We start from the raw sequence: 18,825 nt of genomic DNA, 5'->3' as shown, positions 1-18,825 counted from the left end.
CCGGCGTGACGCCCCCGGGCGAACGAGCCATCAGTACGACCGAGGTGGGGGCACAGCAACGCCATGGCACAGGGCACGGTCCAGGTGACGCACGCCGGTACGTCGCGGTGGCGGCGCCGCACAGGTGAGTACGCCTCGCTCGCCGCCGCCCTGGAGGCCGCGGCCGACGGTGACGTGCTCACCATCGCCCCGGGGACCTACCGGGAGAATCTCGTCGTCCAGCGGGCGGTGACCCTGCGCGGACCCGAGGGCTCGCCCGGTTCCGTACGGATCGCGCCCGCCGACGGCGTGCCGCTCGTCGTGCGCGCCTCCGCGGTGGTCCAGGACCTGCACGTGGAGGGCCAGGACGCGGCGGCGCCCGCGCTGCTCGTCGAGGAGGGCACGCCGGAGCTGTCCGACGTCCGGGTCGTCACACGGTCCGCCGCCGGGATCGAGGTGCGCGGCAGCGCCCGGCCGACCGTGCGGCGGTGCACCGTCGACAACCCGGCGGGTATCGGGATCGCCGTGGTCGACGGCGGGGCCGGGGTGTTCGAGGACTGCGAGGTCGTCGCCGCCGGGCAGGCAGGCGTGGCGGTGCGCGGCGGCGCGCACCCGCGCCTGGAGCGCTGCCGGGTGCACCACGCCGCCGGTTCGGGCCTCACCGTGACCGGTGAGAACTCCGCGCTGGAGGCCGTGGGGTGCGAGGTGTACGAGGTCCGTGGCAGCGGTGTGCAGATCACCGGCCGGGCCACGGCCCACCTCACCGACTGCGACGTCCACCGCACCACCGCCGACGGTGTCACCCTCGACACGGACGCCGTGCTCACCCTCGCCGACTGCCGTATCCACGACATCCCGGAGAACGCGGTCGACCTGCGCTCCCGCTCCGTTCTGACGCTGACCCGCACCAGCGTGCGCCAGTTCGGGCGCAACGGCCTGTCGGTGTGGGACCCGGGGACACGCGTGGACGCCAACCAGTGCGAGATCTTCGACAGCACCGGCGACTACCCGGCGGTCTGGGTCAGCGACGGCGCCACCGCGGTGCTGGACTCCTGCCGGGTGCACGACGTGCCCGACGCGCTGTTCGTCCTCGATCGCGGCTCGCGCGCGGACGTCGTCGACAGCGATCTGTCCCAGGTGCGCAACACGGCGGTGTCGGTGAGCGACGGGGCGACCGCGCAGCTCGACGACTGCCGGATCCGGGACGCCGCGACGGGCGCGTGGTTCCGCGACCACGGCAGCGGCGGCACGCTCAGCAACTGCACGCTGGACGGCACCCAGACCGGCGTGATCGTCACCAAGGGCGCCGACCCCACCATCGAGCGGTGCACGGTCGACTCCCCCGCCGAGGCCGGCTTCTACGTCTCGGCGGGAGGCCGCGGCAGCTTCCTCGACTGCCGGGTGCGGGGCAGCGGCGGATACGGCTTCCATGTCCTCGACGGCTGCCGTACGACGCTGAAGAAGTGCCGTACGGAGCGGTGCGCGCGCGGCGGGTACGAGTTCGCGGACGGCGGTCCCGACGCCGAGTCGGGTATGGGGCCGGTGGTGGAGGACTGCACCAGCGACGAGAGCGCGGGAGTGCGCACACCCACCGCGGCCCCCGCACCCGCGGTGCAGACGGCCGGTCAGTCGCCGGGACTGCTGGGCGCGATCCCCGGGCAGCGCTCGACCGAGCAGGAGCCGCTCGTCGCCGCCGTGCAGCCGGAGACAGCGGCCCGGACCTCCAAGGCCGTCCTGGGTGAACTGGACGCCCTGGTGGGCCTGGAGAGCGTCAAGCGCGAGGTGCGGGCGCTCACCGACATGATCGAGGTGGGCCGGCGCCGGCAGCAGGCGGGCCTGAAGGCCGCGTCGGTCAAGCGGCACCTGGTCTTCACGGGCTCCCCCGGCACCGGCAAGACCACGGTCGCGCGCCTCTACGGCGAGATCCTCGCCTCGCTCGGGGTGCTGGACAAGGGCCACCTGGTCGAGGTGTCCCGCGTCGATCTGGTCGGCGAGCACATCGGTTCGACGGCCATCCGCACCCAGGAGGCGTTCGAACGGGCGCGTGGCGGGGTGCTGTTCATCGACGAGGCGTACGCGCTGTCCCCGCAGGACGCGGGCCGGGACTTCGGCAAGGAGGCCATCGACACACTGGTGAAGCTGATGGAGGACCACCGGGACGCGGTCGTGGTGATCGTCGCGGGCTATACGGCCGAGATGGAGCGCTTCCTGTCGGTCAACCCCGGTGTCGCGTCCCGCTTCTCACGCACCATCACCTTCAGCGACTACGGCCCCGAGGAACTGCTGCGGATCGTGGAACAGCAGGCCGAGGAGCACGAGTACCGGCTCGCGCCGGGTGCTGCGGAGGCCCTGCTGAAGTATTTCACGGCGATCCCCAAGGGTCCCGCCTTCGGCAACGGCCGCACCGCGCGGCAGACCTTCGAGGCGATGGTGGAACGGCATGCCAGCCGGGTGGCCCAGGTCGAGGAGCCGAGCACGGACGACCTGACCCTGCTGTACGCGCAGGACCTGCCCGACCTCGCGTGAGCGGCTAGCGCGTGTCCCCGGGGCGCTGGCCCGGCAGTCCGGGGCGGAGCCGGTCCAGCAGGTCGCCGCGTTCCCGGTCGAAGGTCGGGTCGGCCTGGTAGTCGGAGTGGCCGAGGATCGGGGCGGGCAGCGGGTGCAGGTCGCTGCGGGCATGGGCCAGAGGGTCCCGCAGCGGCTCGCAGTCGACCTGTGGGCCGTCGCCGGCGGGCAGCCGCACGGGGCCGCCGATCGGGTCGCTGAGCCGGTACAGGTTGCGCCAGCAGTCGACCTCCTCGCGGAGAGCGGCGAGCGGGGCCGGCCCGAAGTGGGCCGGGAACCAGCGGCCGTACAGGCGCTCCAGCGGCGATCCGTAGGTCAGCAGAGCGACTTTCCCCCGCACGGCCGGCGCCAGCTGCCACGCCGCGGCGGCGGCGAGGACGCTCCCCTGGGAGTGGCCGGAGATCACCAGACGGCCGCCGGTGGTGCGGGTCCAGGTGGTGATCCGCCAGCTCAGGTCGGGGACCGCGCGCTCGGCGTAGCAGGGCGGCGCGAAGGGGTGGGCGGCGCGCGGCCAGAACGTGCCGACGTCCCACAGGACGCCGACGGTGCGGCGTGCGGAGGCGTCCTTGTAGGCACGCCGGCCCAGGGTGACGAACAGTATGAAGCCGAGTCCGACCAGCCAGGATCCGAGCGCCTGGGCGGTGTCCGCGGCACCGTGGACGAAAGGATGGGTGTGCTGCGCGGCGGCACCAGGGGTTTTGTCCGTCGCCATCGCGCCGGCCAGCGCTCCGGTACCCAGCATCAGGGAGACGGCGGAGACGGCGGCGACGAAGAGGGGGCCGCGGTCGGTGAGCGTGGCCATCGCACGCGTGCGGGCGATACGGCGGGTGCGGTCCGGGTCCTTGGCCTCCCGCCCGTACTCCGCCTCCACGACGGCGCGCTCGGCGCGGGCCAGCCGCAGGGTGCGCCAGGCCTGCCAGCCGGCGAGCAGCAGCAGGACGACGAGCAGCGGCGGGATCACGGAGGCCTGCCAGGTCAGCACGACGGGTGGACCGGGAAGGGAGGCCCGGGTGCCGTCCACCCAGTCGGCGACGCGCTGGGAGACGCCGCCGGACATCACGCCGCCCAGTGCGCAGGCCAGCATCGCGACGGCGGGTCCGGCGAAGCCCCGCATCGCGGTGCGTGGGTCGGGGTCGCTGCGGTACAGCAGGTGGGCGACGACCGCGAGGACGATCACCAGCAGGCCCTGGGCCAGGGCGATGCCCCCGAAAGCCACGTCGCCCGGCAGCCTGCCGTCCGAGTGCCACCCGGGGCGCTCCCAGCAGGCGTGGACCAGGGTGAGCGCGAGCAGCACGAGGGCACCGAGCGGCAGGTGCCGTACCAAGGAGGCGTCGATCTCGCGGTCGAGGTGCTTCTCGCTGCGGCCGCGCCGGCAGACCACCGCCACCACCGTGGCCGCGCCGAGGACGAGAGCCGCCTCCAGGACCCGTCCCAGCGTCTCCAGGGCGGCCGGACCGCCGGCCTCGCGGTCGTGCCGGGCGGCGGCCTGGGCCACGGCGGCGGCCACCGTGAGCAGACCGGCGGCGGTGTGGGCGCCGCGCAGCCGCGCGACCAGGCGCCGGCCGTACCAGAAGCCGGGGCGGCCGAGCGCACTGCGGGGGATGTCCTCGTCGGGTTCACGGACGAGCGGCTGTTCCGACTCGTAGGCGCTCCAGGTGCGCCGGGAGAGGTACCAGAGCAGACCGACCAGAGCGGTGGGCACCAGGGCCGCGAGGGCCAGCCGGCGGCCCGGCGGGCTCCACCAGCCGCCGGCCGAAGCGGTGGGTGACAGAAAGCCGAGCCAGGTGTGCCGCTCGGCGCACGCGCGCGTGCCGGCGCACTGCCAGGCAGTCAGGTCCAGGGCGACCTCGCAGGCGGCCGCGACCAGCAGCACCGTCAGGCTGAGCCCGACGAGCCGCACCAGCAGCCCGTAGAAACGGATGGTGCGGGGGCGGTCCTGTGCCGAGGGGCGCATCCAGTGCGCGAGGTTGGCCACCATGAACGGCAGTAAGAGCAGCCACAGGGCTCGTGCGCCGTTCCCGGAGGTGAGGTTGCACCAGACGTAGGCCTCCGGCACCGGGCGGCTGCCGGTGCCGGTCGCGTTGCCGGTCCCGGTCCGGGTCCCGGCGGGGCGATGCTCCGCATCCACGTCGTCGGCGCGGCGGAAGACGGCGGCCGTGTCGTCGCCGGAGACCCGCACGGTGCGCGGATCGTCCAGCATGTGCTCGGGCGTGGCGCCGCCCACTCCGTGCACCAGCAGTTCCAGGGTGGCCCCGGTCCCCGCCGGCGCGGCCGCGGGCCCGGACGCCCCGTCGTTCAGGCCGCGTTCCTGCGCGCTTTCCACTCTCCGCACTTCCCCCGTGTCCTTGGCACATCCCCCGGGGCGCGCCATCGGCATGTCCATGCGGCACCAGGATCTCCCCTGGCGGGACGTTGCACACCCCTCGTCACGGAATCTCCCCGATCCGTGTGAGGGGCGGGCAACGGATGAGACCCAGGTGACATGTGCGCGTCGTGCAGCCGGTGGCGCGACTCGGGCCAAGCCGTGCGAATATGGGACGCCCACGCACCGGGGCCCACGAGAACGTCCTAGTGGGAGCAGGTGCGAGGGGTGTGTCGGGCGGCTTGAGGAAAGGACCGGAGCGTACGTGAGTGAGAATCAGAACCTCCTCGCGGAGCAGCGCCGCGCCCTGATCCTGGACGAGGTGCGGCGGCGCGGTGGTGTCCGCGTCAACGAGCTGACCCGCAAGCTCGGCGTCTCCGACATGACCGTCCGCCGCGATCTGGACGCGCTGGCCCGCCAGGGCGTCCTGGAGAAGGTGCACGGCGGTGCGGTGCCGGTGCTGGAGGCGAGCACGCACGAGCCGGGCTTCGAGGCCAAGTCGGGCCTGGAGCTGAGCGCCAAGGAGGACATCGCGAAGGCAGCCGCCGAGCTGGTCGCGCCGGGCTCGGCGATCGCGCTGTCGGGCGGCACGACGACCTACGCGCTGGCCCACCATCTGCTGGAGGTCGCCGACCTCACCGTGGTCACGAACTCGGTGCGGGTGGCCGACGTCTTCCACTCGGCGCAGCGCTCCTCGGGACAGCGGCAGGGCGCCGCCGCGGTCGTGCTGACCGGTGGGGTGCGCACGCCGTCCGACTCCCTGGTGGGGCCGGTCGCCGACCAGGCGATCGCCACCCTCCACTTCGACGTCCTGTTCCTCGGCGTGCACGGCATATCGGCGGAGGCGGGCCTGTCGACGCCGAACCTCGCGGAGGCCGAGACCAACCGGCGGCTGGTGCAGTCGGCACGGCGGGTCGTCGTGGTCGCCGACCACACCAAGTGGGGCACGGTGGGCCTGAGTTCGTTCGCGACGCTGGAGCAGGTGGACACGCTGGTGACCGACTCCGGGCTGACCGCCGAGGCGCGCGAGGACATCGCGGAGCATCTGCGGCACCTGATCGTGGCGGGCGAGGACGAGGCCACCGACGAGCCCTGATCCCGTCCGCGTCGCAGACATCCGGCGGATCCCCCGACTAGGGTGAGCGGCCCCGTTCCCGCTCCTCCCACAGGGGGTTTCGCATGGCGCGCCGACTGCGTCCGGTGGATCTCGACTTCGTCCGGTCCGCTCCGGTACGGCTGGTCTTCGCGCGGCAGATCACCGCTCCCCCGGAGTCGGTCTTCCGCGCGCTCGCCGAGGACGTGGCCGGCTGGCCGGAGTGGTTCTCGGCGGTGACGCTGGCCCGGCCGACCCACGAGGGCGCCGGGCGGGAGGTCCGCCTGCGGGGCGGTACGCGGTTCGCGGAGACGATCCTCGTGGCGAAGGGGCCCGAGGTGTACGCGTATCGCATCGACGAGACGAACACGCCGGGCGCCCGCGCGCTCGTCGAGGAGTGGCGGCTCGCGCCGGCCGGTGGCGGTACGCGGGTGCAGTGGACGTTCGCGGCCGACGGGCCGCCGGTGTTCCGCGCGTTGCTGAGGCTCGCCCGCCCTGGCCTCGGCAAGGCGTTCCGCGACGCGGTGACGGCGCTGGACCGGCGGCTGGCGCGGTAGGACGCCTCAGTCCGGCCAGACACCCGTGGCGAGCAGCGAGTCGATCGCCGCGGTGTAGGGGGCGATGTCCAGCCCCTGTCCGGCCAGCCAGGCGTCGGAGTAGTACTTGTCGAGATAGCGGTCGCCCGGGTCGCACAGCAGGGTGACCACGCTGCCGGTACGTCCCTCGGCGACCATCTCGGCGACGATCTTCAGGGCGCTCCACAGGCCGGTGCCCGTCGAGCCGCCCGCCTTGCGGCCGATGGCCCGCTCCAGGGCGCGTACCGCGGCGACGCTCGCCGCGTCCGGCACCTTCATCATCCGGTCGATCGCACCGGGCACGAAGCTCGGCTCCATCCGGGGCCGGCCGATGCCCTCGATGCGGGAGCCGCAGTCGCAGGTGACGTCCGGATCGCCGGTGGTCCAGCCTTCGAAGAAGCAGGAGTTGTCCGGGTCGGCGACGCATACGCGGGTGTCGTACTGCATGTAGTGGACGTAACGCGCGATGGTCGCGGAGGTGCCGCCGGTGCCGGCCGTGGCGACGATCCACGCGGGCTCCGGGAACCGTTCCAACTCCAGCTGGCGGAAGATGGATTCGGCGATGTTGTTGTTGCCGCGCCAGTCCGTGGCCCGTTCCGCGTAGGTGAACTGGTCCATGTAGTGTCCGCCGGTCTCGGCCGCGAGGCGGGCGGATTCCTCGTACATCCTGCGTGAGTCGTCCACGAAGTGGCAGCGGCCGCCGTGGAATTCGATCAGACGGCACTTCTCGGCACTCGTGGTGCGGGGCATCACCGCGATGAAGGGGACACCGATCAGCTTCGCGAAGTACGCCTCGGAGACGGCCGTCGAGCCGCTGGACGCCTCGATCACCGGGCGGCCCGGACGGATCCAGCCGTTGCACAGGCCGTAGAGGAAGAGCGAGCGCGCGAGGCGGTGCTTGAGACTTCCCGTGGGGTGGGTCGACTCGTCCTTGAGGTAGAGGTCGATGCCCCAGTGTTCCGGCAGCGGGAAACGGAGGAGGTGGGTGTCGGCCGAGCGGTTGGCGTCGGCCTGGACCTTGCGGACGGCGTCCTTGAGCCAGACGCGGTAGGCGGCGTCGGTACGGTCGGCGTCGAGGGTGGCGCCGGTCCGGGTCTGCTGGGGGGTGGTCACGGCGGGGCTCCTTAGGGCTGCACGCCGACGGCGGATCGCGCGGCCGACACACCGATCATAAGCAGCCTGCGCACGCTTCTCACCTGCATAAACGCATCTTTGAGGCGCTCAAAGCGGGCGCTGGGGGCCCACTCCGTACCGGCACGCGCCACCACCGCGCGGCGGTCGTGCCGTGCCCCGGTCGCCGGCCTGCGGACGTAGGCGCCGCCGGCCATCTCCGGGGGCGCATTCGCGTGAGTGCACCGGGTGGCCTATGCCTCGGTGACGTGCGCACTGGTGCGCGACTGCGGGGGCGTGCAGACTGCACCGGGTGGGACGGACACCCCGAACAGGACCCGCGGTCGACGAGGGGGCGGCAGGGCATGGCGGAGCCGGAGTTCACGGCCTTGGGCGTGCGGATCGGGAAGGGCCTTCGCTCACTCACCCGGGCCGGGCAGGTCCGGATCAGCGGCGGCCGGGTGGAGTTGCTCACCAGCTACGGCAGCGAGATCGACAGCGCGCCGGTACGGGCGGTGCGGGCGTCGAAACCGTGGTTCGCCTCCGGGGACCGCGCGCTGGCCGACCTCAACGGCAAGCGCTATGTGCTGACCCTCGGCGAGCAGGACCCCGCCCCGGGCGAGCCTGGGCCACCCGCGGCACGCCGGTTCATCGAGGCCGTGCGCAGGGCGGCGGGAGAGGGCACCTGACGGGTGACCGAGAGCGGGGCCGAGGGGGGCCGCAGCGGTGGCCGGGAAGCGACGGGGCCGCCTTCCGTCCGGAATACCGCGAGTTGCGGCCTCATACCCCTTGCGTCACTCTGGTCTCACGTCACTCTGGGTTTACCGGCGATAACGCTGCGAACCAGCCCGCCGGCCACGACAGCAGGCGGCCGTTTTCACGCAGGCGCTGCTGGATCCGAACTCCGTGTTCTTCCGGACCTCACGTCGGGGAGTCGCAGCCGTGATCAGTCACCCAAGCAGGCACTGCACGGTGGAGCTCCAAGCCCTGCCGTCGCGGATCGGCCAGGTCCGCAGAATCGTATCTGCGCAGTTGCGCTACTGGCATCTGGATCCCCTGATAGACCGAGCGGCGCTCGGTGTGACGGAGTTGCTCTCGAACGTCCACCGGCACGCCCAACCCGACAAGACGTGCACCGTCGAGATCGAGCTCCTGCTCGACCGGCTCACCGTCTCGGTGCGCGACCGCGACCCGCGTCTGCCCGTGGTGGCGGACGCGGACCCGCTGGCCACCTGCGGGCGCGGGCTCGCCATGGTGGCGGCGATGAGCGAGAGCTGGGGCGTACGGCCGGACGGCGACAACGGCAAGATCGTGTGGTTCACGCTGCCCACGGTCAGCCCTGCCATGACGGCGCCCCCGCGCCCGGCACGCCGTACGGCCGCGGAGCCGGCGCGCCGGTTCGCGGAGGTCGAACCGGCCGGCCGCGCGCCCGAACACACTCCCGCCCGGTCGGCCGTTGTCGGCTGACCGGGCGGTGAGCGAACCGCGCGGGACCTGCTGAACGGCGTCACACGGGGGCCACGGCCCGCCGTACGTGGCGCCGGACCGCACCGGGGGTCCGGCCGCCGTCCGGGGCCGGACCGTGACGTCCGCCGCCGACGCGGGACGGGCGTTCGCCGTGGAGTGGCGCTGACGGGCGGGGAGTTGTCGCGCCCGCCCCGAGAGGGCCCGGTCCGGCCGCCCCGAAGGCCCGGCCGGCCGTGTCGTCACGGTGACTGCCTGCCAGACGTCTGCGCCGGACCGCGGCACTCCTCAGGCCGCCGCGAGCGCCCCCAGCGGATCGTCCAGCACCGGCTGCCACGCCAGCTCCGCCGCACCGACCAGGCTGTTGTGGTCCAGGGAGCAGGCGAGGATCGGCACTCCGCCGCTCTGGCCCCACAGGCTGCGGTCGGCGACCACCGCCCTCAGACGCCCGGGGTCGGCGTCGAGGAGGGTGCGGTGCAGGCCACCCAGGATGATCCGGTCGGGATTGAGGATGTTCACCAGCCCGGCGAGGCCCAGCCCCAGCCGGTCGATGAGGGCCTCGGTCGCCATGCGGACGGCGGGGTCGGCGTACTCGTGCCGGATCAGGTCGTCGGCCTGCTTCAGCAGGGACACCTCGGGGCCCGGTTCGCGGCCGGCCGTGGTGAGGAAGGCAAGAGGGTCGGCCTCGACGTCGAGGCAGCCGCGGCTGCCGCAGTGACAGGGGCGGCCCTCGGGGTTGACGGTGAGGTGCCCGACCTCCAGAGCCAGGCCCGAACTGCCGGTGTGCAGCCGCCCGTCGAGCACCAGCGCCCCGCCGACGCCGCGGTGTCCGGTGGCCACGCACAGCAGGTCGCGGGCGCCCCGTCCGGCGCCGTGCCGGTGCTCGGCGAGCGCGGCGAGGTTGACGTCGTTGGCCGCGAACGCGGGGCCGGTGATCCCGGCCGCGCGGACGCACTCGGCGAAGATCTGCCGCACTGGCGCCCCCGCCGGCCACGCCAGGTGCAGCGGGTTGAGTGCCAGCCCCGCCGGCTCGGCGACGGCCGACGGCACGGCGAGCCCGGCGCCCACACACCGGCGCCCGGTCTCGCGCAGCAGCTCGGCACCTGCCTCCACCACCGACCCGAGCACCTTCGCGGGGTCGGCGTCGACGGTCTCGCAGCCGGGCGCGGTGGCCACGATCCGCCCGCCGAGGCCGACCAGCGCAGCCCGGAAGCCGTCGGCGTGCACCTGCGCGGCGAGTGCCACGGGGCCGTCCTCGGCGAGTTCCAGCCGGTGCGAGGGGCGGCCCTGGGAACCGGCGGCGGCGCCGGGCCGCGCGTCGACACGGATCAGGCCCAGCGCCTCCAGTTCGGCGGCGACCGCTCCGGCCGTGGCGCGGGTGACGCCGAGTTCGGCGGTGAGGACGGCGCGGGTCGGGGCGCGTCCGGTGTGCACGAGCTCCAGCGCGGGGCCGAGCGCTCCGCGCCCTCGGTCCAACCGCGTTCTCGAGGTGGTCCCTTCCCCCGCCGTCCGGGGGTCCGCCTTGCCGCTCATGAGGGCGAGTCTCCCATGATCCGTTCGTTCGGCGACGGCCGCCGGGGGCGCCGCTGGAAGTGCCGGGCCATGCGGCCGGCGGTCTGCGCCGCCGTAGTGGCGGGCCGCCCGGTTCCCCGCGCCCGATCAGGGTGCCGTACGGCCCTCGGCCCGCTCTGCCGTGAAGCCGCTCACCCGCAGGGTCACGTTCAGCCGCCCGGTCAGGCCCAGCTCGCCGGGCGCGGTCCCCGGCCGCACCCGGGGCACCCCGTGGTAGGCGAGCCGTGACGGCCCTCCGAAGACGAACAGGTCGCCGCTGCGCAGCTCGACGTCCGTATAGGGGCGCGACCGGGTTTCGGTGTTGCCGAAGCGGAAGACGCAGGTGTCGCCGAGGCTCAGGGACACCACCGGCGCGTCCGACTTCTCGTCGCCGTCGCGGTGCATGCCCATCCGGGCGTCGGCGTCGTAGAAATTGATCAGTGCGATGTCATACGCGGCCCCGGTGGCCGCCTCCGCTCCGAGCGCGTCCGTCACCGCGCGCCGGCCCAGGTCGCCGAGCCAGGACGGGAAGGTCTTCACCGGGGCACCGTCGCCGTCGGCGACCGTGCGGGCGTAGGCGTACGGGTACCAGTGCCACCCCAGGCAGACCTGCCGGGCGGTCATGCTGCCGCCGCCAGGGGTGCGGACCGTGCGCAGTCCGGCGGGCGGGCGCGCCCACTCGCGGCAGGCGCGCAGCAGCTCACGCTGACCGTCCCCGTCCAGCCAGTCGGGCACGTGCACCGCGCCGGGCGCGATCTCCGTACGCTCCCTGGGGAACAGCTCGGTGTCCATGCCCTCCATCCTCGCGCACCGGCCGTGAGCTGCGGGCAGCTAGCCTGGACGGCACGATGAACGACCGTATGACGACGCCCTGGGGCGAGTTCGCGCCGACCCGCTTCCCCGAGGACCCGCGTGACCGCCTGCGCGCGTGGGACGCCTCCGACGAGTATCTGCTCAGGCACCTCGTGGAGCAGGACGTCCCGCTGTCCGGCACGGTCGTGGTGCTCGGCGACCGATGGGGGGCGCTGGTCACGGCGCTCGCGCGGCACGCGCCGGTGCAGATCACCGACTCCTACCTCGCCCAGGAGGCGACCCGCGCCAACCTCGCCCGAAGCGGCGTGGAGCCCGGCACGGTGTCGCTGCTCACGACGCGGGACGCGCCGCCCGGGCGGATCGACGTGCTCCTGGTGCGTGTCCCGAAGAGCCTGGCGCTCCTGGAGGACCAGCTGCTGCGGCTGGCGCCCGCCGTGCACGAGGGCACGGTCGTCGTCGGCACCGGCATGGTGAAGGAGATCCACACCTCGACGCTGCATCTGTTCGAGCGGATCCTCGGCCCGACCCGTACCTCACTCGCGCAGAAGAAGGCCCGGCTGATCCTGTGCACGCCGGATCCGTCGCTGCGGCGGCCCGCGAACCCGTGGCCGCACAGCTACGCCCTGCCCGGCGGCGTCGGCCCGGTGTCCGGGCACACGGTCGTGAACCACGCGGGCGTCTTCTGCGCGGACCGGCTCGACATCGGCACGCGGTTCTTCCTCGCCCATCTGCCCCGGACGCGTGGGCTGCGCCGCGTGGTCGACCTGGGGTGCGGCAACGGTGTCGTCGGTACGGCGGTGGCGCTGGCCGACCCGGCCGCCGAGGTCCTGTTCGTCGACGAGTCGTTCCAGGCCGTCGCCTCGGCGGAGGCGACGTACAAGGCGAACGGGGTGCCCGGGCACGCCGAGTTCCGCGTCGGCGACGGGCTGGCCGGGGTGCCGTCGGGCAGTGTCGACCTGGTGCTGAACAATCCGCCGTTCCATTCGCACCAGGCGACGACCGACGCGACCGCCTGGCGGATGTTCACGGGTGCGCGGCGGGCCCTGCGGCCGGGCGGCGAGCTGTGGGTGATCGGCAACCGGCATCTCGGATATCACGTCAAGCTGCGGCGGCTGTTCGGGAACAGCCATCTCATGGCGAGCGACCCGAAGTTCGTGGTGCTGAAGGCCGTCAAGCGGTAGGCCGGCCGAGTGTCCGCAGCAGCGCCGTGACCGTCCGCGCCATCGCCTCGCGGCCGACGCTGAGGTACTTGCGGGAGTCGACGGCCTCCGGATGGGCGGCGAGGAACTCCCTGATCGCGCCGGTCATGGCGACATTGAGGGCGGTGCCGACATTGACCTTGGTGATGCCGCCGGCGACCGCCGCCGTCAGTTCGCCGTCCGGGATTCCGGAGGAGCCGTGCAGGACGAGGGGGACGTCGAGGGTGCCGGAGAGGCGTTTGAGCAGGGTGTGGTCGAGGGTGGCGGTGCGGGTGGTCATGGCATGGCTGCTGCCGATGGCGACAGCCAGCGCGTCCACCCCCGTGTCGGTGACGAACGCGCGGGCCTGGGCGGGCTCGGTACGGGCGCCGGGCGCGTGGGCGTCCAGCGGCGGCTGTCCGTCCTTGCCGCCGACCTGGCCCAGCTCGGCCTCGATCCACAGCCCCTGGGCGTGCGCCCAGTCGGCGGCGGCGCGGGTCGCGGCGAGGTTGTCGGCGTAGGCCAGGCGCGCGGCGTCGTACATGACGGAGCTGAAGCCGGCGTCCGGGGCCTGGCGCAGCAGGCTGTCGCTCTGGATGTGGTCGAGGTGCAACGCGACGGGAACGGCGGCCCGTTCGGCGGCGGTGACGGCGGCGCGGGCGAGCGGCAGCAGCCGGCCGTAGCGGAACTTGACGGCGTTCTCGCTGACCTGCAGCACGACACCGCTCTCGGCGCTCTCCGCGCCGGCGATGACGGCCTCGATGTGTTCCAGCGTGATGATGTTGAAGGCGGCTACGGCGGAACGGGCCTCGGCGGCGCGCGTGACGAGCTCGCCGGTGGTCACGAGGGGCACGGCTTCTCCTTGCTGGTGCTGCTCGGAGGATCAGGCGAGGACGGGGCCGGACGGCCCCTCCGTGCGCAGGCGTCTCAGAGGATCACCGAGCGGGTGAGGTTGCGGGGCCGGTCGGGGTCGAGGCCGCGGGCCGCCGCCACGGCCACGGCGAGGCGCTGGGCGCGGATCAGCTCGGCGAGCGGGTCGAGGCCACCCGCCACCCACTGCCCGCCGGTGGCCCGCACCTGGTCGGCGAGTCCGTGGGGCGCGGGCCCGAGCATCCACGTCGCCGTGCCCTCGGTGGTGATGCTGAGGGGACCGTGCCGGTACTCCATCGCGGGGTAGGACTCGGTCCACGCCTGGGCGGCCTCGCGCATCTTCAGGGCCGCCTCATGGGCGAGGCCCACCGTCCAGCCGGTGCCGAGGAAGGTGAACTGACCGCATTCCACCAGGGCTTCGGGCAGCACGGCGTCGAGTGCGGTGCGGGCGTCCGCGACGGCGCCGTCGGTGTGCAGGCCCAGGTGGGCGCGCAGCAGGGTGAGCGCGGTGGTGGCGAAACGGGTCTGTACGACCGACCGCTCGTCGGCGAAGTCGAGCACGACGACGTGTTCGGCGGCGTCCATGACGGGGGTGAGCGGGTCGGCCGTGATCGCGGAGGTGCGGGTGCGTCCGTTCACCTTGCGGAGCAGGTCGAGGACCTCGGTGGTGGTGCCGGAGCGGGTCAGGGCGAGGACCCGGTCGTACCCGCGGCCGTGGGGGAACTCCGAGGCGGCGAAGGCGTCCGTCTCGCCCTGCCCGGCGGCTTCGCGCAGGGCCGCGGCCGACTGTGCCATGAAGTACGAGGTGCCGCATCCGACGATCGCGACCCGCTCCCCCGGCGCCGGCAGTGCCGCGCGCCGCTCCGGCGCGAGCGCGGCGGCCCGGGTCCAGCACTCCGGCTGGCTGCGCAGCTCGTCCTCGACATGCGTCATGCCGTACCCCTCCCAGCGTATGATTATTACTGCAAGGTACAGCGCTTTTTCGAGCAGAATCAAGCATTTCGCGGAACGGGGGCTGCGCTAGGGTCACGGGTACCGGGAACGTGCAGGGAGGTGCGGATGTCGCGGGACGCCCGCTGGAAGGCGCTGCTGGAGCTGCTCGTCGAGCGCGGCCGACTGGACGTCGAGGAGGCCGCCACCGAACTGGAGGTGTCGCCCGCGACGATCCGCCGCGACTTCGACCGGCTCGCCGAGCAGCAGATGCTCGTCCGCACCCGGGGCGGCGCAGTCGTCCACGGGGTGTCGTACGAGCTGCCCCTGCGCTACAAGACGGCCCGTCGTGCCTCCGAGAAGCAGCGCATCGCCCAGGCGGTCGCCGATCTCATCGCCCCCGGTGAGGCGGTCGGGCTGACCGGCGGCACGACCACGACCGAGGTGGCGCGGGCCCTGGCCGTGCGCGGCGACCTCGCCTCCGGCTCGCCGGCGCTGACCGTCGTCACCAACGCGCTGAACATCGCCAACGAGCTGGCGGTACGACCACAGTTCAAGATCGTGGTCACGGGCGGGGTGGCGCGGGCCCAGTCGTACGAGCTCATCGGGCCGCTCGCGGACGGTGTGCTGGGCCAGATCACGCTGGACGTGGCGGTGCTCGGGGTCGTCGGCCTGCATGTCGCGGACGGGGCGGCCGCACACGACGAGGCGGAGGCGGCGATCAACCGGCTGCTGTGCGAGCGCGCCGAGCGAGTGATCGTCGCGGCCGACTCCAGCAAGCTGGGCCGGCGCGCCTTCGCCCGGATCTGCGGCACCGAGCTCGTGGACACGCTGGTCACGGACACGGCGGTGGACGAGGAGACGGTACGGCGCTTCGAGGAGGCGGGCGTGACGGTGGTCGCGGTCTGACCGGCACCCTTGCCGTGCAGGCGGCGCCTCCACGGCCTCCGATCCGGCTCGGTGTCCGGTTCGTACCGCCGGTCTGTTCGATCGCGCCTAAGCTGGAACCGCGCTGTACGGCCGTTCTGGGAGGCAGCGATGTACGGAATACCTGGTGACGGGGCATCCGGGCGCTCCCGGTACCTGCCGATCGCCGAGCACGGGCTGATCGGCGATCTGCGCAGTGTCGCCCTGGTGGGCACCAACGGCACGATCGACTGGTACTGCTGTTCCGCATTCGACGCGCCGAGCGTCTTCGCGTCGATCCTGGACGCCGAGCGGGGCGGCTGCTTCGAGCTGGCCGCGTCCGTGCCCGGGCGGACCAAGCAGTTCTACTTCCCCGACACCAACGTCCTGATCACCCGATTCTTCACCGAGGACGGCGTCGGCGAGGTGCAGGACTTCATGCCGATCAGCAGCGAGTGCCTCGAGGCGGAGCGGCACCGGCTGATCCGGCGGGTGCTGTGCGTGCGCGGTTCGATCCCGTTCCGCGCGCGGGTGGCCCCGCGATTCCACTACGGCACCCATCCGCACACCCTGCGCATGGTCGGCGACGTGGCAGTGTTCGAGTCCCCCGACCTCTCGCTCGGCCTCACCTCCACGGTCCCCATGGACGCCGCCGGTCTCGACGCCCGTGCCGACTTCAAGCTCGCCGAGGGCGAGTCGGCGGTGTTGGCGCTGGACCAGGTCGGCGACGACGTGGCCCCGCGCTGCTGCCCGAGTCAGGAGGCGGAGGAGCAGTTCTCGGCGACGGTGGCGTACTGGCGGCGCTGGCTGTCCGCCTCCAAGTACCGGGGCCGCTGGCGGGAGATGGTGCACCGCTCGGCGCTCACCCTGAAGCTGCTCACCTACGCGCCCACCGGCGCGATCGTCGCCGCGCCGACCACCAGCCTGCCCGAGCAGCTGGGCGGCGAGCGCAACTGGGACTACCGCTACGTCTGGGTGCGCGACGCCGCCTTCTGTGTGTACGCCCTGCTGCGGCTGGGCTTCACCGGCGAGGCCGACGCGTTCATGAAGTTCGTGACCCGGCACATCACCCCGGGCGACGGCAAGCCTTCGGGCCCGTTGCAGATCATGTACGGCATCGACGGCCGCACCGACCTGCCCGAACGTGAACTCGACCATCTGGAGGGGCACGAGGGCGCGGCTCCGGTACGCGTCGGGAACGCCGCCGCCGAGCAACTCCAGCTGGACATCTACGGTGCGCTCATCGACTCCATCTATCTGTACGACAAGTGGGCGCAGCCGATCTCCAGCACCCAGTGGGACCATGTGTGCGACCTGGTCGACTGGGTCTGCGAGAACTGGCATCAGCCGGACGAGGGCATCTGGGAGACCCGCGGCGGCCGCAAGAGCTTCCTGTACTCGCGGCTGATGTGCTGGGTGGCGATCGAGCGGGCCATCCGGATGGCCAACCGGCGAGGTCTGCCCGCCGACATCGTGCGCTGGCGGGGCGTCCGCGACACGATCTACCGGCGGATCATGACCCAGGGCTGGTCGGAGCGGCGTCAGGCGTTCGTCCAGCACGAGGACGACGAGGTGCTCGACGCGGCGATGCTGATGATGCCGCTGTCGAAGTTCATCGCGCCCACCGACCCCAAGTGGCTGTCCACGCTGGACGCGCTCACCGGGGACCTGGTGTCCGACTCGCTGGTCTACCGCTACGACCCGCAGGCCAGCCCGGACGGGCTGCGCGGAGACGAGGGCACGTTCTCGATCTGTTCGTTCTGGTACGTCGAGGCCTTGGTGCGCGCCGGCCGGGTGGAGGAGGCGCGGCTGGCGTTCGAGAAGATGCTCACCTACGCCAACCATCTCGGCCTGTACGCCGAGGAGATCAGCCACACCGGCCAGCAGCAGGGCAACTTCCCGCAGGCGTTCACCCATCTCGCGCTGATCAGCGCGGCGTTCAACTTGGACAAGGCCCTCGGCTGACCGGCCGGACCTCTCGGTCCGGCCGGCCGGCCGGGCGGGCAGCGGGGTCAGCCGCGCAGGATCAGGGCGTCGCCGACGAGCCGCTCGGTGGTGCCGCTCGGCCGGTTCACCAACTCGCCCCGGACGGACATGGCGGTGGAGCCGCCACCATCGAGGTTGACCGCGTCGTGCAGCCCCAGCGCGTGGGCGACAGCGGCGGTCTCGTCCATGGTGGTGCCGACGCTGCTGGTCATCCGGCCGTCGATGGTCGCGAAGACGATCCGGCCGTCCTTCGCCGTACCGCCGATGGTGCGGGGGTTGCGGTCGAAGAAGCTGCCCGTGCCGCCCGGGACGACGATCCGGCCGCCGGCCGTGAGCCGGTAACGGCCGTTGACGCCGGTCAGCCCACTGTGCAGCGCGACCCGCTCGCCCTTCTCGTCGACGAGTCGGGACCTGGTCCACAGGCACCCCTCCGCCGCCAGTTGCAGCAGCGAGGCCGTCTCACGGCCGGTCGCCTGCAGGGAGGTCTGACCGGTGGTCAGCTGCGTCCCCCGGGTCGTGGCGGTGCGGACCACACAGCCGCGCCGGTCGAGGACGACCTCGGCGCCGGCGCCGGACGGCGTGGCCGCGGCGAACTCGGGCGTGAAGCGGACGAGGTCACCGGGCTGGGTGCACTGGGTCTGGTCCGGGAGGGAGGTGCACCCCGCGGGGACCACCGGCGGGTGGTTGATGAACTCCAGCGGAAGGCTCGCGCCGGTCTGCCGGTTGTGCACGCTGCCGGACCAGCTGAGCTTGCCCATGACGACCCGGTCGGTGCGGGAGTCCACGAGGAAGTTGACCTCGGCGGGGTCGCTGGACGGCTCGCTGAGCAGCTTGCCGCCGTACAGGCCGAGGCCGACCGGGTCTCCCGGGTACTGGGGGTTGGCGGTGAAGGTGAAGAAGGAGGCGTTGACGCCCACGAGCGCCCCGGAGGAGCGGACGAGGTCGGTGGTCTTCTCGGTGCGGGCGAGGTCGGGGCCGTACGTGGCCTCCAGGTGGCCGCGCGCCTTGCGGGGGTCGATGGTCAGGACGTTGACCACCCAGGGGCCCCGGGTCGTGGTGTTGATCTGGTCGGGCGGGGCGGGCTCGGTGCCCCGGACGATCCGGGTGAGGGTGACGCCGCTCGCCAGGGTCTGGCTGCTGCGCGTCTCCACCAGGTCGGCGTCACCGAGCGGCAGGCTCCGGGCGGCGCCGGCGGCCTGAGCGGTGGCCGCGGCCTGAGCGGGCGGGGCGGCCTGAGCGGAGGGAGCGGCCAGGATGGCCAGGGCGGCGACGGTGGCCGCCGCGACACGTGACAGTCCGGCTCTGGTCGTTGTCATGTTCGCGAGGGTCCGAGCCACAGGCAACAGCCACCGCTTCGCCAGTTGACCCGCTACCACCGACTGGGTTAACAACCGCCCCCACGGGGCGGTCGGTTGGCCGGGAGGTGACGGCCATGAGGTACGG

The 18,825-nt window shown here is 73.0% G+C and carries 15 protein-coding genes; 8 read left to right on the top strand and 7 right to left on the bottom strand.

The features are described 5' to 3' along the window. Positions 1–63 precede the first annotated feature (63 nt). Positions 64–2,505, top strand: coding sequence for a right-handed parallel beta-helix repeat-containing protein (locus ACIHCM_RS14125; protein WP_399894202.1), 2,442 nt, complete (start codon positions 64–66; stop codon positions 2,503–2,505). Positions 2,506–2,509: 4 nt separating this feature from the next. Here ACIHCM_RS14125 and ACIHCM_RS14120 read toward each other — a convergent pair whose 3' ends face one another. Beyond that, positions 2,510–4,867 carry a hypothetical protein gene (locus ACIHCM_RS14120; RefSeq protein ID WP_399894638.1) on the bottom strand — a complete coding sequence of 786 codons (2,358 nt, stop codon included), beginning with the start codon at positions 4,865–4,867 and terminating at the stop codon, positions 2,510–2,512. A 304-nt stretch (positions 4,868–5,171) separates the two neighbouring features. On the opposite strand from ACIHCM_RS14120, the gene ACIHCM_RS14115 reads away from it, so the two are divergent. Together ACIHCM_RS14115 and ACIHCM_RS14110 are read left to right on the top strand one after the other, a co-directional pair. Beyond that, entirely contained in the window at positions 5,172–6,002 is an 831-nt protein-coding gene (locus ACIHCM_RS14115) for a DeoR/GlpR family DNA-binding transcription regulator (RefSeq protein ID WP_393113626.1), read from the top strand. 83 nt (positions 6,003–6,085) lie between these two features. Beyond that, positions 6,086–6,556, top strand: a complete 471-nt coding sequence (locus ACIHCM_RS14110) for an SRPBCC family protein (protein WP_399894199.1) — start codon at positions 6,086–6,088, stop codon at positions 6,554–6,556. Positions 6,557–6,562: 6 nt separating this feature from the next. Here the strand turns inward: ACIHCM_RS14110 and ACIHCM_RS14105 are convergent, their stop codons facing one another. After that, complete coding sequence (locus ACIHCM_RS14105) at positions 6,563–7,687, bottom strand: PLP-dependent cysteine synthase family protein (RefSeq protein ID WP_399894196.1); 1,125 nt, start codon at positions 7,685–7,687, stop codon at positions 6,563–6,565. Between the two features lie 362 nt (positions 7,688–8,049). Between ACIHCM_RS14105 and ACIHCM_RS14100 the strand changes: the two genes are divergently transcribed. Both ACIHCM_RS14100 and ACIHCM_RS14095 read left to right on the top strand, forming a co-directional pair. Then, positions 8,050–8,373, top strand: a complete 324-nt coding sequence (locus ACIHCM_RS14100) for a hypothetical protein (protein WP_399894193.1) — start codon at positions 8,050–8,052, stop codon at positions 8,371–8,373. A gap of 253 nt (positions 8,374–8,626) precedes the next feature. Continuing rightward, entirely contained in the window at positions 8,627–9,151 is a 525-nt protein-coding gene (locus ACIHCM_RS14095; protein ID WP_399894190.1) for an ATP-binding protein, read from the top strand. Positions 9,152–9,436: 285 nt separating this feature from the next. On the opposite strand, the gene ACIHCM_RS14090 is transcribed toward ACIHCM_RS14095, so the two are convergent. Both ACIHCM_RS14090 and ACIHCM_RS14085 read right to left on the bottom strand, forming a co-directional pair. Further along, a complete protein-coding gene (locus ACIHCM_RS14090; protein ID WP_399894187.1) occupies positions 9,437–10,681 on the bottom strand; it encodes an ROK family protein in 1,245 nt (414 codons plus the stop codon). A gap of 126 nt (positions 10,682–10,807) precedes the next feature. Then, complete coding sequence (locus tag ACIHCM_RS14085) at positions 10,808–11,491, bottom strand: alpha-ketoglutarate-dependent dioxygenase AlkB family protein (RefSeq protein ID WP_399894184.1); 684 nt, start codon at positions 11,489–11,491, stop codon at positions 10,808–10,810. A 68-nt stretch (positions 11,492–11,559) separates the two neighbouring features. On the opposite strand from ACIHCM_RS14085, the gene ACIHCM_RS14080 reads away from it, so the two are divergent. Then, complete coding sequence (locus ACIHCM_RS14080) at positions 11,560–12,693, top strand: methyltransferase (RefSeq protein ID WP_399894635.1); 1,134 nt, start codon at positions 11,560–11,562, stop codon at positions 12,691–12,693. On the opposite strand, the gene ACIHCM_RS14075 is transcribed toward ACIHCM_RS14080, so the two are convergent. Together ACIHCM_RS14075 and ACIHCM_RS14070 are read right to left on the bottom strand one after the other, a co-directional pair. Next, on the bottom strand, positions 12,683–13,543 hold the full coding sequence (locus ACIHCM_RS14075) for a ketose-bisphosphate aldolase (RefSeq protein WP_399894181.1): 861 nt from the start codon (positions 13,541–13,543) through the stop codon (positions 12,683–12,685). The genes ACIHCM_RS14080 and ACIHCM_RS14075 overlap by 11 nt on opposite strands. Before the next feature lie 74 nt (positions 13,544–13,617). Then, entirely contained in the window at positions 13,618–14,493 is an 876-nt protein-coding gene (locus ACIHCM_RS14070) for an SIS domain-containing protein (RefSeq protein WP_399894178.1), read from the bottom strand. A 126-nt stretch (positions 14,494–14,619) separates the two neighbouring features. On the opposite strand from ACIHCM_RS14070, the gene ACIHCM_RS14065 reads away from it, so the two are divergent. Together ACIHCM_RS14065 and ACIHCM_RS14060 are read left to right on the top strand one after the other, a co-directional pair. After that, positions 14,620–15,399, top strand: a complete 780-nt coding sequence (locus tag ACIHCM_RS14065) for a DeoR/GlpR family DNA-binding transcription regulator (protein ID WP_399894175.1) — start codon at positions 14,620–14,622, stop codon at positions 15,397–15,399. Between the two features lie 129 nt (positions 15,400–15,528). Beyond that, positions 15,529–17,361 (top strand): glycoside hydrolase family 15 protein, encoded by a 1,833-nt coding sequence (locus ACIHCM_RS14060; protein ID WP_399894172.1) that lies wholly within the window; start codon positions 15,529–15,531, stop codon positions 17,359–17,361. A gap of 47 nt (positions 17,362–17,408) precedes the next feature. Here the strand turns inward: ACIHCM_RS14060 and ACIHCM_RS14055 are convergent, their stop codons facing one another. Next, positions 17,409–18,698: a phosphodiester glycosidase family protein gene (locus ACIHCM_RS14055; protein ID WP_399894170.1), complete on the bottom strand. Its 1,290-nt coding sequence runs from the start codon at positions 18,696–18,698 to the stop codon at positions 17,409–17,411. Positions 18,699–18,825 lie beyond the last annotated feature (127 nt).

The organism is Streptomyces sp. NPDC052023, assembly GCF_044548465.1.
In the GTDB taxonomy this organism is placed as follows: Bacteria; Actinomycetota; Actinomycetes; order Streptomycetales; family Streptomycetaceae; genus Streptomyces.
This window is presented reverse-complemented; position numbering and strand designations above follow the sequence as displayed.

Bases quoted from the DNA above. Each gene is read 5' to 3' on its own strand.
- ACIHCM_RS14125 (WP_399894202.1), top strand. From the start codon at position 64: ATGGCACAGGGCACGGTCCAGGTGACGCACGCCGGTACGTCGCGGTGG.
- ACIHCM_RS14110 (WP_399894199.1), top strand. From the start codon at position 6,086: ATGGCGCGCCGACTGCGTCCGGTGGATCTCGACTTCGTCCGGTCCGCT.
- ACIHCM_RS14100 (WP_399894193.1), top strand. From the start codon at position 8,050: ATGGCGGAGCCGGAGTTCACGGCCTTGGGCGTGCGGATCGGGAAGGGC.
- ACIHCM_RS14090 (WP_399894187.1), bottom strand. From the start codon at position 10,681: ATGAGCGGCAAGGCGGACCCCCGGACGGCGGGGGAAGGGACCACCTCG.
- ACIHCM_RS14085 (WP_399894184.1), bottom strand. From the start codon at position 11,491: ATGGACACCGAGCTGTTCCCCAGGGAGCGTACGGAGATCGCGCCCGGC.
- ACIHCM_RS14080 (WP_399894635.1), top strand. From the start codon at position 11,560: ATGACGACGCCCTGGGGCGAGTTCGCGCCGACCCGCTTCCCCGAGGAC.
- ACIHCM_RS14070 (WP_399894178.1), bottom strand. From the start codon at position 14,493: ATGACGCATGTCGAGGACGAGCTGCGCAGCCAGCCGGAGTGCTGGACC.
- ACIHCM_RS14065 (WP_399894175.1), top strand. From the start codon at position 14,620: ATGTCGCGGGACGCCCGCTGGAAGGCGCTGCTGGAGCTGCTCGTCGAG.
- ACIHCM_RS14060 (WP_399894172.1), top strand. From the start codon at position 15,529: ATGTACGGAATACCTGGTGACGGGGCATCCGGGCGCTCCCGGTACCTG.
- ACIHCM_RS14055 (WP_399894170.1), bottom strand. From the start codon at position 18,698: ATGACAACGACCAGAGCCGGACTGTCACGTGTCGCGGCGGCCACCGTC.